This is a genomic window from Amycolatopsis sp. NPDC003676 (genome assembly GCF_053587275.1).
On sequence record NZ_JBSFNS010000010.1, the window covers coordinates 81,259 to 96,519 of the forward strand.

Annotated in this window: 9 protein-coding genes; 5 read left to right on the forward strand and 4 right to left on the reverse strand. The window is 68.0% G+C overall.

Features of this window, described 5'->3' with window-relative positions; all coding sequences use genetic code 11:
- The first annotated feature begins 39 nt into the window (after positions 1 to 39).
- The gene (locus ACWDNU_RS08960) at positions 40 to 963 is read left to right on the forward strand and encodes a TetR/AcrR family transcriptional regulator C-terminal domain-containing protein (RefSeq protein WP_449668375.1); all 924 of its coding nucleotides are present in this window, start codon (positions 40 to 42) and stop codon (positions 961 to 963) included.
- A 100-nt stretch (positions 964 to 1,063) separates the two neighbouring features.
- Here ACWDNU_RS08960 and ACWDNU_RS08965 read toward each other — a convergent pair whose 3' ends face one another.
- Positions 1,064 to 2,362: an LVIVD repeat-containing protein gene (locus ACWDNU_RS08965; protein ID WP_449668376.1), complete on the reverse strand. Its 1,299-nt coding sequence runs from the start codon at positions 2,360 to 2,362 to the stop codon at positions 1,064 to 1,066.
- A gap of 134 nt (positions 2,363 to 2,496) precedes the next feature.
- Between ACWDNU_RS08965 and ACWDNU_RS08970 the strand changes: the two genes are divergently transcribed.
- The gene (locus ACWDNU_RS08970; RefSeq protein ID WP_370935302.1) at positions 2,497 to 3,963 is read left to right on the forward strand and encodes an ABC transporter substrate-binding protein; all 1,467 of its coding nucleotides are present in this window, start codon (positions 2,497 to 2,499) and stop codon (positions 3,961 to 3,963) included.
- On the opposite strand, the gene ACWDNU_RS08975 is transcribed toward ACWDNU_RS08970, so the two are convergent.
- Positions 3,960 to 4,838: a LysR substrate-binding domain-containing protein gene (locus ACWDNU_RS08975; RefSeq protein ID WP_449668377.1), complete on the reverse strand. Its 879-nt coding sequence runs from the start codon at positions 4,836 to 4,838 to the stop codon at positions 3,960 to 3,962. The genes ACWDNU_RS08970 and ACWDNU_RS08975 overlap by 4 nt on opposite strands.
- A gap of 71 nt (positions 4,839 to 4,909) precedes the next feature.
- Between ACWDNU_RS08975 and ACWDNU_RS08980 the strand changes: the two genes are divergently transcribed.
- A complete protein-coding gene (locus ACWDNU_RS08980; protein ID WP_449668378.1) occupies positions 4,910 to 5,941 on the forward strand; it encodes an SDR family oxidoreductase in 1,032 nt (343 codons plus the stop codon).
- Here ACWDNU_RS08980 and ACWDNU_RS08985 read toward each other — a convergent pair.
- On the reverse strand, positions 5,925 to 6,662 hold the full coding sequence (locus ACWDNU_RS08985; protein ID WP_370935299.1) for an SDR family oxidoreductase: 738 nt from the start codon (positions 6,660 to 6,662) through the stop codon (positions 5,925 to 5,927). The genes ACWDNU_RS08980 and ACWDNU_RS08985 overlap by 17 nt on opposite strands.
- Before the next feature lie 58 nt (positions 6,663 to 6,720).
- Between ACWDNU_RS08985 and ACWDNU_RS08990 the strand changes: the two genes are divergently transcribed.
- Positions 6,721 to 7,356, forward strand: a complete 636-nt coding sequence (locus ACWDNU_RS08990; RefSeq protein ID WP_370935298.1) for a class I SAM-dependent methyltransferase — start codon at positions 6,721 to 6,723, stop codon at positions 7,354 to 7,356.
- 119 nt (positions 7,357 to 7,475) lie between these two features.
- On the opposite strand, the gene ACWDNU_RS08995 is transcribed toward ACWDNU_RS08990, so the two are convergent.
- Positions 7,476 to 14,429: a DUF7927 domain-containing protein gene (locus ACWDNU_RS08995; protein WP_449668379.1), complete on the reverse strand. Its 6,954-nt coding sequence runs from the start codon at positions 14,427 to 14,429 to the stop codon at positions 7,476 to 7,478.
- A 104-nt stretch (positions 14,430 to 14,533) separates the two neighbouring features.
- Between ACWDNU_RS08995 and ACWDNU_RS09000 the strand changes: the two genes are divergently transcribed.
- Entirely contained in the window at positions 14,534 to 14,719 is a 186-nt protein-coding gene (locus tag ACWDNU_RS09000) for a hypothetical protein (RefSeq protein ID WP_449668380.1), read from the forward strand.
- The last annotated feature ends 542 nt before the right edge of the window (positions 14,720 to 15,261 follow it).

Genomic DNA, 15,261 nt, shown 5'->3' on the forward strand with positions numbered 1-15,261 from the left:
GTACAGATACCCCGCTGACCTAGTACAGACAGGACGCCGATGCCGACCGAACCGCCTTACCTCCGGATCGCTGCTGCGTTGCGCGAGGAGATCTCGCAGTTGCCGCCGGGCGCGAAGGTGCCTTCGACGCGTCAGCTGGCTTCGGCGCATGGTGTCGCGAACGCCACCGCGGCCAAGGCGCTCGACGTGCTGCGTCGTGAAGGCGTGCTCCGCGCCGAACCTCGGTCGGGCCATGTCGTCGCTGGTCAGCACACTGCGACCGACTCGAAGCGCCCACCGTTGACGCGGGATCGGTTGGTGCGCACGGCAATCGCGATCGCTGATGCGGAAGGTGTCGCGGCACTGTCGATGCGCGGACTCGCCGCTCGGCTGGGTGTTCCGGCGATGGCCCCGTACCGGTATCTGTCCGGAAAGGACGAACTGGTTTTCCTGATGGCGGACCACGTTTACGGCGAAATCGGTTATCCAGCACGGGAACCGGCGGGATGGCGGGCGCAGCTGGAGTTGTCGGCGCGCACGCTGTGGTCCGTGCACCGGCGGCATCCTTGGCTGGCGCATCTCGTGCCGCTCACCCGGCCTTGGCCGCTGCCGAACCTGGCCGCGCACAACGAACGCGCGCTGGCCGCGTTGTCGGTGTTCGGGCTCAGCGCGGCTGATCTGTGCGATCTGAATGTGTTGTTCTACAACCATATTCAAGGCACCGCGATCCACCTGGAGCGCGAGCGGCACGCGATGGGCGCGACGGGGATCACCGAGGACGAGTGGATGGAGACGCAGGCGCGGGGGTACGCGGCGTTGATGGGGTCCGGACGGTATCCGGTGCTGACGCGGATGGTGCGGGATCTTGCTGAGGGGTATGACCTGGATCTGGACCATCTTTTCGAGATCGGGCTGCAGGCGCTGCTGGACGGGCTGGCTGTCCGATATCCGGTTGGCGGCGAGGTTTCCGGGCGGCTGGCGTGAACCGCATCCGTCTGGTGAGCGCCGGTATCTCGACTTCGAGGCTCCGGGAAATGCGCCGGACGGCCGGATACTGCCCGCTCCGCCGCGAACTAGCCGCCCGCTAAGCGGTGAGCTTCAGAATGTCGATCCCCCGCTTGTTGTCCGCCACATACGCGTACCCGTCATGCCAGTACGGCGCCCACGAAGCCGCGTCCGCGGGCCGGAAGTACGCGATCTGCGTCGGGTTCGAGGGGTCGCTCACGTCCAGGAACCGGGTTCCCTGCGCGTAAAACGACTGCACCAGCACATGCCCGCGAATGTCGAAGTAGTGCGCCGAGCAGTCGTCGGACACCGGGTCGCTGCCTTCTTGCCCGGCGACGCCCCAGGTGCCGATACTGCGCATCCGGAACGGCTTCTCCGGCGTGGACCGCCAGCCTTCGCCCTGGTACGAACCATCCAGCGAGGAAATCGTCAGCACGCCGTCGCCCGCGCAGCCCGGGAGGAAGCTCTCCTCGGTGGCGTACACCAAGTCATGACCGCGCCAGGCTCCATCGTCGCGCGCGCCGACCGGGTGGAAGCTGTTGTGCATGAACTTCGACGGCGCGGCGGTTTCCGCCACTCCGCCGCCCGCGTACGGCACCGGCTTGAGGGCAGTCGCCCAGCGGTAGCGGTTCTGCACCGGGTCGTGGTGGAGACCGGACGTCCAGTAGCCGCGCACACCGCCCGCGCCGGACACCCACGCGACGCCCGTCTTGTCCACCTGCACGTCGTGCACGTAGTCGGTTTTGCCGTCGTTGCGAGCGAGTTCGATCGGGTCCGGGTACACGTTCGGCTTGCGCGGGTTGCGCACGTCGGTGACCCAGATCGGCCTGCCGCCCCAGTCCGCGGGCTGGTTGTCGGCCTTCGCCGGGCCGCCGGTCCAGAGGTAGCGGCAGTCGTCGACGCAGCTGGTGGTGTGGCCCGCCGGAACCTTGACGTAGCTGAGGATTTCCGGCTTCTCCGGATGCTTGACGTCGACCACGTAGATCCCGGACTCGCCGGTGCGCGTGTTGCCCTTGAACGCGCGCGGGTCGCGGGACAGGAACACGAGCTTGCGCTTCGCGTCGACCTCGGTGTCCTCGGTTTCCCACAGCCCGGGCAGGCTCAGCTCGCCGATCGCGCGCGGCTTCGCCGGATTGTCCGTGAGGTCGTAGACCTTCAAGCCGAACTGGCCGGACACGACCATCACGTCGCGTGCGCCGTAGCTGAGGAAGTTCGCCGAGATGGCTCCTTGCGCGTCCGGCACGTTGCCGACCGGCTCCACGCCCTTGATCGCGCCCGGGTCGCCGAGCGAGTGTTTCGCCTCGGTGACCGGCTTGTCGTCCTCGCAGGCCGCGGCGGGCAATCCCGTGGCGACCAGTGTCGCCGCTGCCGTCGCCATCGCCAGTCCGGAACGAATCCACCAACGGCGCACGCGAAACCTCCCGGAGACCCCAGTGTGACTGAAGTACTTTAAGACGGTCCCTAACCGGACACAACCGCCTTTAGTGGCTTTCCACCTGGTAGTAAGTCAGCATGCGATCGCGTCTGCTGGTCCCGCTCACGCTCGCCGCCCTCGTCGCGGCCGGTCTCCCCGGCTGTTCGTCGTCGGCCGAACCCGCCCAGCCCGGCGTCCTGTCGGTCGGCCTCGGCGAACCCGGCACCCTGTTGCCCGCCGACGTCACCGATCCGTCCGGACGGCTCGTCACCGGCGCGTTGTGGACGCCGCTCGCCGATTACGATCCGGCCAGCGGAAAAGCGACCCCGCGCGCAGCCGAATCGATCAGCAGCACCGACCAGGTGACCTGGACCGTCAAGCTGCGGCCCGGGAAGTTCCACGACGGCACGCCGGTCACCGCGCAGTCCTATGTGGACACCTGGAAGGCGATCGCGGGACATCATTGGGCCAGCACGCAGGTGCTCACGAAGTCGCTGCGGGCCAAGGAAATCACCGCAGTCGACCCGGCGCAGCTGCGGATCGTGCTCGACCGTCCGGCCAACCAGGTGCCGGCCTGGCTGTCCGCGCCTGGGCTGGTTCCGCTGCCCGCGTCGGTGCTGAAATCGCGCGACTGGAACGGGTTCGCCCGCCATCCGATCGGCAACGGCCCGCTGCGCCTGGAGGGCGACTGGCAGTCCGGGTCCGGCGGCAAGCTCGTCCGGGTCACCGCGGATCCGGGACGGGCCAAGGAAATCAATCTGCGCGTCGGCAATCCGGCGGAACAGTACGACGAGGTCAAGGAGGGCAAGCTCGACGTCGCCACGTCCGTCCCCGGCGATCGACACGAGGCGATGCACGCCGATTTCGCCGACCGGCACGCGATGTGGGCGCTCCCTCGCGCTGGCTACCTGGTGTTTTCCGCTGAGGCGACGCGATTCGCCGACCCGACGGTGCGGCACGCGTTCGCTCTCGGCACCGACCGCGGCGCGCTGGAATCCGGGCCGCTCGCGCATCAGGCGGACGCGGCCAAGGGATTGCTGCCGCCAGCCGTCGCACCCGGCGAGCGCACCGGGGGCTGCCGTCCGTGCACTTTCGACGGCCCCGCTGCCAAATCCCTGTTGAACCAAGCGGGATTCACCGGCGACGCCGCGGTGTACTACGACAGCTTCGACGGCACCTGGCCTCAGGCGCTGGCCGACGGTTTGTCGAAGAGCCTGGGAATCTCGGTCACCGCACAGCGAAAAGCGACCGGAGGCAAGCCGACTGGACCGTCCGCGTTGGAGGTCAAGGCCGTGTCGCCGAGCCCGTCCGACATCCTGCACGCTCTCGCGGACGCAGCCGGTTACACCGACGCCGGGTTCGCCGCCGACCTCAACTCCGCCGAAACCACCGCGGCACCGGAAGAAGCCGCGCAACTGTTCCGGATCGCGGAGAACGAAGCTCTGCGCGATCTCCCGGCGATTCCACTGTGGACTGCACACGGGCACGCTGTCTGGTCCGCGCGAGTCCACGACGCGGTGACGACGCCGTTCACCGGAATCGACCTGACTCGGCTGCGCGACTAGACCCGTGCGTGCTGCTTCAGCACTTCGCCGAACGCCGCCGTCAACGGATCCGGTTCGCTGCGACCGTAAGCGACCAGCTCACGTCGAATCGGCTTGCCAGGACGCAAAACCCGCCCGCTGAACTCCGCGGGCAGCACGTTCGCCGGAACCAGCGCAGGCCCCAATCCGGCCGCCGCGAGCAACGGCGCGGCGGCCGTCTGTTCCGTGCGCACAGCAGGTCGCGGCCGGAAGCCCGCCTCCGCGCAGGCAGCGTCGAGGAGCTCCGCCAAGCCGTGACCAGGTGCGTAATGCACCCACGCGCAGCCGGCTAGATCGGCCAGCTCGACCGTACCGTCCGAAGTGGACTCCATCGCGCCATCAGCCGGGAGCACCACCACGAACTCCTCGGTGCCCAACGACCGCACCGGGCCGGTCCAGTCAGCCGGACGCGGACCGATCGCGAGGTCCGCTTCTCCGGCCAGCATCGCGTCGCGCAGTTCGTCGGCGTGGCGGTATTCGAAAAGCCGCACGTCGACGTCCGGCCGCTCACGCCGCCACACCCGGAGCGCGGGCGGGAGCACCCCGAGACTCACCGAGTAAACCGTCGCGATCAGCAGTTCTCCAGCGACCTGGCCGGAAGCCTGCCGCGCGGCACACCGAGCGCGTTCGGCGTCGGCAAGCGCGGCGCGGGCGTGCGGCAGCATCGCGCGGCCCATCGGCGTAAGCCGGACCGCACGCGGCAGCCGTTCCAGCAGCGGCCCGCCGACGCTGTGCTCCAGCGCCCGCATCTGGTGCGAAAGCGCGGGCTGCGTCACGTGCAACTGCTCGGCGGCCCGGGTGAACGAACCGGTGTCGACCACCGTCACGAGGTACTCGAGCTGCCGCAGACTTGTCATAAACACAGCTTATCGAAGCCGTGAGAAGTAAGTCTTGGATTTATCTGTTCGACGAGGACAGGATCGAAGACATGAGCAGCACACGCGTGGCCCTCGTGGCCGGGGCCAACGGGATCATCGGCCGGAAACTCATCTCTCACCTGCGCACTCTCGACGGCTGGGAGGTGCTCGGACTCTCCCGTCGCGGCGGGCCGGGCCGCCTCGCCGTCGACCTGCTCGACCCGGCGGGCACCCGGGCGGCGCTGGCCGGCGTCGGCGCGACGCACCTCTTCTACGCGGCCTACCAGGACCGGCCGACGTGGGCGGAACTCGTGCCGCCGAACGTGGCGATGCTGGAGAACCTGGTGAACGGCCTTGACGAAGGCCCGCTGGAGCACGTCAGCCTGATGCAGGGCTACAAGGTCTACGGCGCGCACCTCGGCCCGTTCAAGACTCCCGCCCGCGAAGCCGACGCCGGACAGCACATGCCGCCGGAGTTCAACGTGGACCAGCAAAAGTTCCTGGAACGCCGGGCCGCAGCCGGCGGCTGGTCGTGGTCGGCGATCCGGCCGTCCGTGGTCGGCGGGACGACGCTCGGCAACCCGATGAACCTCGCGCTCGTGATCGCGGTCTACGCGTCGATCTCGAAGGAACTCGGCCTGCCGCTGCGGTTTCCCGGCAAGCCCGGCGCGTACGACAGCCTGCTTGAGATGACGGACGCACAGTTGCTCGCGGAGGGCACGGTGTGGGCGGCGACGTCGAGCCGCAACGAAGCGTTCAACATCGCCAACGGTGACCTCTTTCGCTGGCGAGAGCTGTGGCCGAAGCTAGCCGCGTACTTCGACCTTGAAGTCGCTCCGCCGCTACAGCTGCCGCTAAGCACGGTGATGGCCGACAAGGAACCGCTGTGGACCGAGATGGCGGCGAAGCACGGTCTCACCGCTTCGTACGCCGACGTCTCTTCGTGGGCCTTCGGCGACTTCGTGTTCTCGTGGGACTACGACATGTTCGCGGACACGTCGAAGTCACGCCGTGCCGGTTTCCATTCCTATGTGGACACTGAGCAGATGTTCTACCGGCTGTTCGACGAATTCCGCCGCGATCACGTCATCCCCGGCCGATGAACGGCATCGTGGTGGCGGTGATGGTGAGGAACTGGACGTTGGCGTCCAGCGGCAGTCCCGCCATGTAGAGCACCGCGTCGGCGACGTGGCCCGCGTCGAAGGTCGGCTCGGCCAGGAGCCGTCCGTCGGCCTGCGGGATGCCCGCGGCCATCCGCTCGGTCATCTCGGTGGCCGCGTTGCCGATGTCGATCTGTCCGCACGCGACATTCCAGGCGCGGCCGTCGAGCGAAATCGACCGGGTCAGGCCGGTGACGGCGTGCTTGGTGGCGGTGTACGCGACGCTCGCCGGGCGCGGCGCGTGCGCGGAGATCGAGCCGTTGTTGACGATCCGGCCGCCCTGCGGATCTTGGTCGCGCATCAGCTGCACGGCCTGCTGCGCGCACAGGAACATGCCGGTGAGGTTCGTGTCGACAGTGCGTCGCCAGTCCTCGACGGACAGATCCGCGACGGTGCCGCCGAGCGACACTCCTGCGTTGTTCACCAGCAGGTCCAAGCGGCCCCACTCGCTGCGCACCGTCGAGAAAAGCGCCTCCACCGAAGCGGGATCGGCGACGTCTGTGGGCACGACCAGCGCGTTCGCGTCCGAACCGGCCGTTTCGCGCAAGGCGTCCTCGCGACGTCCGGCGAGCGCGACCCGGTAACCGGCACCGAGCAGCGCTTGCGCGATCCGGCGGCCCAGCCCGGAACCTGCCCCGGTGACCACAGCGGTCTTCTCCGACACGTCGCCTCCTCAAAAGTCAGTTCGCCCGCACGTTGCCATATCGCGGCACACTGGGTTCATGGGACCACGTGACACTCTGCTCGCCGGTTTCGCCAAACAACTGGGCCATCCGCGCGGCCGGGCCGGGCAGGCCGTTGTGCGACTGCTCAACAACGTCAACCGCGGGCCGGTCACCGGAGCGGTCGACGCGCTGGACATCCGCCGCGGCGAAACCGCGCTGGACCTCGGCTTCGGCGGCGGGCTGGGTCTCGACCTCCTGCTGCGGGCCACCGAGGGCGGCACCGTGCACGGCGCGGAGATCTCCGAAACGGCGCTCGCCCGGGCGCGGCGGACGTTCCCGAAGAACCTCGCCGCCGGACGGCTGGTGCTGCACCAAGCCGGGATGGCCGAGCTTCCGCTGGAAGACGGGACGATCGACGCGGCGCTGACCGTCAACACGGTCTACTTCATCCCCGATCTGGTGCCCGCGTTCGCCGAAGTCGCGCGGGTGCTCTCCGGCGGCGGCGGCCGGTTCGTCGTCGGCATCGGAGATCCCGAGATGATGCGCGAAATGCCGTTCACCGGCCACGGCTTCCGGCTGCGCCCGCCGGAAGAGATCGAGAAAGCCCTCGAGGACGCGGGGCTCGAACTCCGCCGCCACGACCGCCTCGGCGACGGGCCGCGGGCGTTCCACCTGCTGGTCGCCGGACGCTGAAAAGGGCGGGTTCCCAGCTTCCGCAGAAGTCCGTGAAGGGCTCCTTGAGGGAATCTGATTCCCTCAAGGAGCCCTTCACGGACTTCTGCCGGAGCAGGGAGCAGCGCGTCAGCGGGCGGTCAGCGTTGAGACCTCCGGCGACGCGAGATCAGCAGCAGCGCGCCTCCGCCCGCGAGCAGGGCGATTGCCACGATTCCCACCGGGATCAGGACCACCCCGGTCCACGCCAGGGGCGGGTTCGGCGGCGGGGGCTGGACCGGAGGCGTCGGCGGGACTGTCGGCGGGGTCGGCGGCGTGGGCGGGGTCTTCGTGAGCGGCGTGGTCGTCTTGCAGCGCGGGTCGGCGGAGGCGTCGGGGCAGTTGGCGCCGGGCGTCGTCGAGGTAATGACGTTGCGCAGGCTCTGTCCGTCGCCGACCGGGGTCTTGACCTTGACGCTGTAGGTGACCGTCGCGGTCGCGCCGACTGGCAGGTCGCCGGTCCAGGTCAACCGGGGCGCCGCGTACGTGACAGAGCCGGTCGATGCGGTCGCGTCGTTGTTGTAAGCGGCGTTGCCGAGGACGCCGGTCAGGTCGTCGGCGAAGGTCGCGTCCTTCAGGACAGTCTGTCCGGTGTTCGTCGCGGTGACGGTATAGGTGACCTGATCGCCCGCCTTCGCCTCGGCGACGCTCGCCTTCTTAACCAGGATCAGCCCCGCGACCGGCGTCGTGGTCCCGCACCTCGGGTCCTTCGAGCCCGGCGGGCAGTTCGTGCCCGGGGTCTCCGAGGTGACGACGTTCGCCAGCGTGTGATCGCCCTTGACGGGGTTGTTCACGGTGACGCTGTAGGTGACCGTCGCGGTAGCACCGACCGGCACGTCACCGGTCCAGGTCAACCGGGGTTCGGCATAGGTCACCGAGCCGATCGAGGCCGAAGCGTCGTTCCCGTAAGCGGCGTCGTCGAGGACCTTCGAGAGATCGTCCGTGAACGTCGCTCCCGTTTGGACGGTCTGGCCGGTGTTCTTGACCGTCACCGTGTACGTGACCTTGTCCCCCGGCTTGACGTCCTTCTTGTCCGCGACCTTCGTAATGTCCAAACCGGCGATGAGAGTCGTGGTGCCACAGCGGGGATCCGTAGACCCGGGCGGACAGTTCCCGTCCGGAGTGTCCGAGGTGACCGCGTTCGCCAGCTTGAAATCACCCTTGACCGGGTTGTTCACGGTGACGCTGTAGGTGACCGTCGCGGTGGTGCCGACTGGCAAATCACCGGTCCAGGTCAGCCGCGGAGCCGCATAGGTCACCGAGCCGATCGTGGCCGAAGCGTCGTTGCCGTAAGCGGCGTCGTCGAGGACCTTCGACAGGTCGTCGGTGAACGTCGCGCCGGGCAATGGGGTCTGGCCGGTGTTCGTCACGGTCACGGTGTAAGTGACCTTGTCGTCCGGTTTCGCGTCCTTCTTGTCCGCCACCTTGCTGATCGTGATACCGGACACCGGCGTCGTCGTGCCACAGCTCGGATCGGTCGACCCCGGCGGACAGTTCCCGCCCGGAGTCTCCGACGTGACTACGTTCTTCAGCTGGTGATCGCCCTTGACGGGGTTGTTCACGGTGACGCTGTACGTGACCGTCGCAGTAGCACCCACCGGCAAATCACCAGTCCACGTCAACCGTGGTGCGGCATAGCTCGCCGAACCGGTCGAAGCCGATGCATCACCGTCATAAGCGGCATCGTCGAGGACCTTCGAAAGATCGTCGGTAAAAGTCGCTCCCGTTTGGACAGTCTGGCCGGTGTTCCGCACAGTCACCGTATAAGTGACCTTGTCGCCGGGCTTGACGTCTTTCTTGTCCGCCACCTTCGAGATATCCAAGCCCGCGACCGGGGTCTTCGTGCCACAACGCGGATCCGTCGACCCCGGCGGGCAATTCCCGCCCGGAGTCTCCGACGTCACCGCATTCGTCAACTGGTGATCGCCCTTGACCGGGTTGCTCACGGTGACGCTGTAGGTGACCGTCGCCGTAGCACCGATCGGGAGGTCGCCGGTCCACGTCAATCGAGGCGCGGCATACGTCACTGAGCCGAGCGAGGCCGAAGCATCGTTCCCGTACGTGGCATCGTCCAGCACCTTGGAGAGATCGTCGGTGAACGTCGCTCCCGTTTGGACAGTCTGACCGGTGTTCCGCACAGTCACCGTATAAGTGACCTTGTCCCCCGGCTTGACGTCCTTCTTGTCCACCACCTTCGAGATGTCCAAGCCAGCAACCGGAGTCGTCGTCCCACAACGCGGATCCGGCGACCCCGGCGGGCAATTCGCGCCCGGAGTATCGGAGGTGACCACATTCGTCAACCGGTGATCGCCCTTGACCGGGTTCGCCACCGTGACGCTGTACGTCACCGTCACCGAAGCACCCACTGCGACATCTCCGGTCCACGTCAGCCGAGGCGCGGCATAAGTCACCACGCCGCCGGAGGCCGTCGCGTCGCCGTTGTAGGCAGCGTCATCCAAGACCTTCGACAGGTCGTCAGTGAAAGTCGCGCCGGACAACGGAGTCTGGCCCGTGTTCACCACCGTCACCGTGTACGTGACCTTGTCGCCCGGCTTCGCCGACGACTTGTCCGCCACCTTGCTGATCGCGATGCCGGACACCGGCGTCGTCGTCCCGCAACGCGGATCCGTCGAGCCCGGCGGGCAATTCCCGCCCGGAGTATCGGACGTGACGACGTTCGTCAGCCGGTGATCGCCGCCAGCCGGATTGTGCACCGTGACGCTGTACGTGACCGTCGCCGAGGCACCGATCGGGAGGTCGCCGGTCCAGGTCAGCCGAGGCGCGGCATACGTCACCGAGCCGATCGAGGCCGATGCATCGTTGCCGTAAGCGGCATCGTCCAGCACCTTCGACAGGTCGTCGGTGAAGGTCGCGCCGGGTAGCGGGAGCTGACCCGTGTTGGTCACCTTCACTGTGTAAGTGACCTTGTCGCCCGGGTTCGCGGACTGTTTGTCCACCGATTTGGCGATCGTCAACCCCGGCAACGGCGTCAGAGTCGAGCACTTCGGATCCGTCGACCCAGGTTCGCAGTTGCCCGGCACCGGCGTGCTGACGGTATTGCGCAGCTGGTGGTCGCCGGAGATCGGGTCGTGCACCGTGACGCTGTACGTCACCGTCGCCGAAGCACCGACCGGCAAGTCGCCCGTCCAGGTCAAACGCGGTGCTGCGTAAGCCGTCGAGCCGACCGAGGAGGCCGCGTCGTTGTTGTAGGAGGCGTCGTCCAGCACCTGGGACAGGTCGTCGGTGAAGCTCGCGTCCGGCAGCGGGACCTGGCCGGTGTTGGTCACCTTCACCGTGTAGGTGACCTTGTCGCCCGGGTTCGCGGTCTGCTTGTCCACGGTTTTGGCGATCGTCAGTTCCTTGCCCGGTGTCGTGGTCGAGCACGACGGATCGGTGGAACCCGGCGGGCAGTTGGTGCCGGGCGTCGAGGACGTGACGACATTGTGGAGCTTCTTGTCCCCTGAGTCCGGATTCTTCACCGTGACGCTGTAGGCCACCGTCGCCGAACCGCCGATCGGCAGGTCGCCGGTCCAGGTCAGTTTCGGTGCGGTGTAAGAGATCTGCGCGGCCGGAGTGGCGTCGTTGTTGTAGACGGCGTCGTCCAGCACCTGCGACAGGTCATCGGTGAACGTCGCGCCGGGCAGCGGGGTTTGGCCGGTGTTCGTGACGGTGATCGTGTAGGTCACCTTGTCGCCGGGCACGACCTGGTCGCGGTCGGCGGACTTGGCGATCCGCATCCCGGATATCGGAGTCGTGGTACCGCATCGCGGATCGGTGGATCCGGCCGCGCAATTGCTGCCGGGCGTAGTGGAGGTGATCGTGTTGATCAGTTTATGGTCGCCGGTCACGGGATTCTTCACCGTGACGCTGTACGTCACCGTCACCGAGGCGTCGACTGCCAGATCGCCGGTCCAGGTCAGTTTCGGTGCGGTGTAAGAGATCTGCGCGGCTGGGGTGGCGTCGTTGTTGTAGACAGCGTCGTCCAGCACCTGCGACAGGTCGTCCGTGAAAGTCGCGCCGGACAACGGGACTTGGCCGGTGTTCGAGACGGTCACGGTGTACCGAACCGGATCGCCGGGGTTGGCGCTGGTCTTGTCGACGGTCTTGACGAACTCGATCCCGGACACCGGCGTCGTCGTCGAGCACGCCGGATCCGTCGAGCCGGCGACGCAGTTGTTGCCCGGCGTCGTGGAAGTGATCGTGTTGACCAGTTTATGGTCGCCGGTCACGGGATTCTTTACGGTGACGCTGTAGGTGATCGTCGCCGAAGCACCCACCGGCAGGTCACCGGTCCACGTCAGCCGCGGCGCCGCATAGCTCGCCGAACCGACAGAAGCCGAAGCATCACCGTTGTAGCTCGCGTCGTCCAGCACCTTCGAGAGGTCGTCGGTGAATGTCGCGCCGGACAACGGAGTTTGGCCGGTGTTCGAGACGACGACCGTGTACGTCACCTGGTCGCCGGGGTTCGCGGCCTGCTTGTCGGCCTTCTTCTCGATCCGCATCCCGGACACCGGGGTCGTCGTCGAGCACGCCGGATCGGTCGAACCCGCGGCGCAGTTGTTGCCCGGAGTGGTCGAGGTGACGGCGTTGACCAGCTTGTGGTCGCCGGTGTCGGGATTGTTGACCTTCACCGAATACGTCACCGTCGCGGTGCCGCCGACGGGCAGGTCACCGGTCCACGTCAGCCGCGGCGCCGCGTAAGTCGCCGAACCGACAGAAGCCGAAGCGTCACCGTTGTAGGCGGCATCGTCCAGGACCTTCGAGAGGTCGTCCGTGAAAGTCGCACTGGACAACGGAGTTTGGCCGGTGTTCGAGACGGTCACGGTGTATTTCACGGTGTCGCCGGGCTTGGCGCTGGCCGGATCCGCGGTCTTGCTGATCCGGATCCCGGACACCGGAGTCGTTGTGCCGCATCGAGGATCGGTCGATCCGGCCGCACAGTTGCTGCCCGGGGTCGTTGACGTGACGACGTTGGTCAGCTTGTGGTCGCCGGGATCGGGATTCTTCACGGTGACGCTGTAGGTGATCGTCGCCGAGGCGCCGACTGCCAGGTCGCCGGTCCAGGTCAGCTTCGGTGCGGTGTAAGAGATCTGCGCGGCAGGAGCGGCGTCGTTGTTGTAGACGGCGTCGTCGAGGACCTTCGACAGGTCGTCGGTGAACGTCGCGCCGCGGGCCGCGACCTGTCCGGTGTTGCGCACGACCACGGTGTACTTCACCGTGTCGCCAGGATTCGCCGAAGCCTTGTCGACGGTCTTGGCGACCTCGATCTTCGGGCCGGGCACGACTGTCTCCGCGCAGGAAGCCGTGACGTCGTCCGCGCACTGCCGGTCCGGCGGGACGGTCGGCGGCGGGCCGTCGGTCACCTTGGCGCGGTTGATCAGCGTGGTGCCGACGGTCGAGTCGTTGATCCGGGCGTGCACGGTCATCGTGGCCCGGCTGCCCGGCGGGATCGCCACGGTGCGCCATTGCAGCGGACCGGTGCCGGTGACAGCGCCGCTCGTGGTGTCCGCGCTGACGAAGGTCGTGCCGGGCGGGAGCGTGTCGGTGACGGTAGTGGGCGGCACCGGGAGGTTGCCGGTGTTGTCCAGGGTGACGGTGTAGGTCAACTGGTCGCCGGGCAGCGCGTTCGCCTTGTCCACGACCTTGGTCAGCGTGTACTCCGGCACCGCGACCACGTTGCGGACGGTGTTGCTGGTCCGGCTCTGTTCGCGGCCGGTCTGCTTGCCCTGGAAGACCACCGACGCGGTGTTGTCGAGGCGGGTGCCCGGGGCGACCGTCGGCGAAACGGTGACGCGGAAGCCGACGTGCGTGCTCTGTCCCGGGGCCAGATCGGGCAGGACGCAGGTGACGACTTGGCCGGACGCCGAGCACCGCGGGTCCGAACCGGCCACATAGGACACTCCGGCGGGCAGCGTGTCGGTGACGACCACGCCGGTCGCGGTGTCGAGGTTCGTGATGCTGCCGTCGGGGTTCCGGTTGGCGACGTCCAGTCCGTAGGAGATCTCGCCGCCGCGCCCGACCCAGCCAGGCGGGCGCTCCTGGAGGTTGCCCTCGGGGTCGTTGGTCTTGACGATCTGCAGGTTGGGCTCGTTGGCCTCGGCCATCAGCCAGACGGTCTGCGGGTAGAGCGCGTCCCCGGTGGTCCCGACCTTCAGCTGCGCCCGGTCCGCACCGGCGGGCAGTTTGCCGGTGACGTCGACCGTACGGGCGTCGTAGCCGAAGTTGTTGGCCGGGTTCGGCGTGCGGTCGGTGACGTTGCTGCCGGTGCCGGACGCGGTGACCCGGTCGATCCGGCTGCTGAACGCGTTGGTCGTGCTGGTGCCGCCGGGCGCGGGCAGGGTCAGCCGCTGCAGCGACGAGGCGTCGCGGCCGAATTCGAGGTAGTCGCCGGAGATGTTGGCGTCGCCGTCGCCGACCACGACCCCGAGAGTGGCGGCGGGCGCGTGGTCGGCCGGGGTGCGGATGCCGTTCAGGTCGATGGTCGTCGCGGTGGGGCTGCCGCCGCCCCGGACCCAGTCGAAACCGTCCCAGATCTGCAGGTAGCGCAGCGGCTCGGTGTCCAGCGCGTAGGCCACGACCAGCGACCAGCCGCCCCAGCAGCCGAGGTTGCTGGCGCTGTTGGCCGAGTTGCCGCGGCACGCCTGGAGGTCGGCCACCGTGTAGGAGCCGCCGCCGGCCTGTTTGACCAGCGCGGTGACGTCTTTGACGCCCGCGTGCGCGGTGATCTGCGGGGATCCCCCGCCCAGTGCGTCGAACCAGTCGTAGGTGTCGGCGGTCAGGCGCTGGTAAGTGGCGGTGCCCGGGGCTTTGAACGCGACCTGGTTCGCCCGGGACGGGTCGCCGGAATCGGCGTTGGAGGAGATGGGGTTGGCCTGCCAGTACAGCCGGGCGGACAGGACGGTCGCTCCGGGCGGGATGGTCAGGTTCGCGCTCGAGGCGGTGTTGCCCGGGGCCGCCGGGTCGCTCTTGATCCAGTAGCCGTAGCTGGAGTTGTTGGCGGTCTCCCCGCAGGCCGTGGGGGTGGTGCCGCAGCTGACGACCGAGTTGGCCGCCATCGTGATCGCGCCGTGGGCGACTGTCGAGAAGGCCGGGTCCGGGCCGATTTTGCGCGGGGTGCCGAGGCCCCGGGGTTCGACCGCTCTGGGCTGCGGTGCGGCTGGTGCTGCCGTGGCTGGTGCCGGGACGGCTGACGCCGAGCTGGTCGGTGCCGCGGTGGCGGGTGCTGGGCTGGCCGGCGCTGCGGTGGCGGGCGCTGGGCTGGCCGGTGCGGGAGCCGCTGAACTGGACGGCGCCGGGTTTGCCGATGCCGCGGGGACCTGCGCCGAGGACGGGCTCGCCGGACTGACGCTGGGCGGCAAGGTCGCGCCCATCGCCGGTGCGGCGCCCGCGACGCCCACAGCCACAACCGCCGCGAGTGCCGCGGCGGCGCGCTTCCCGCGGGAGCGCATGAATCCGGAACGACGGGCCATCACACAAACTCCCACGGAGAAGGACGGAATTGTCGAGCTGCTTACCCGCGTTCATCGACACCAGGCAGGGGAATTCGTACCGCGCCCTCCCCCGCGGCGGGGAGTTCACAAGCAAGGAATCACCGCATAGGGGGACCCCAACCAGGTCAAACCCGCGTTCCGGAGGAGGACGCGGCCGATTCCCCTCGCTACCCGTCACGCCCTGAAGGGGTGTTGCCATTCCCATCCCGGAACTGCGCCGGATCCTCGAGTGCGCGCCGCGAATCTTTCTCGCGAAAAGCCGGCCGGAATCGATTGCCCGGTCGCGCCCGATGCCGGGAATCGGATCCGCACGGCGACTCGGCCGGACGTCGCCAGCAGATCACGCAGCGGCAGACAGTCCAACCAATGCAACACGGTCGTGCTCACGAACGCCGGG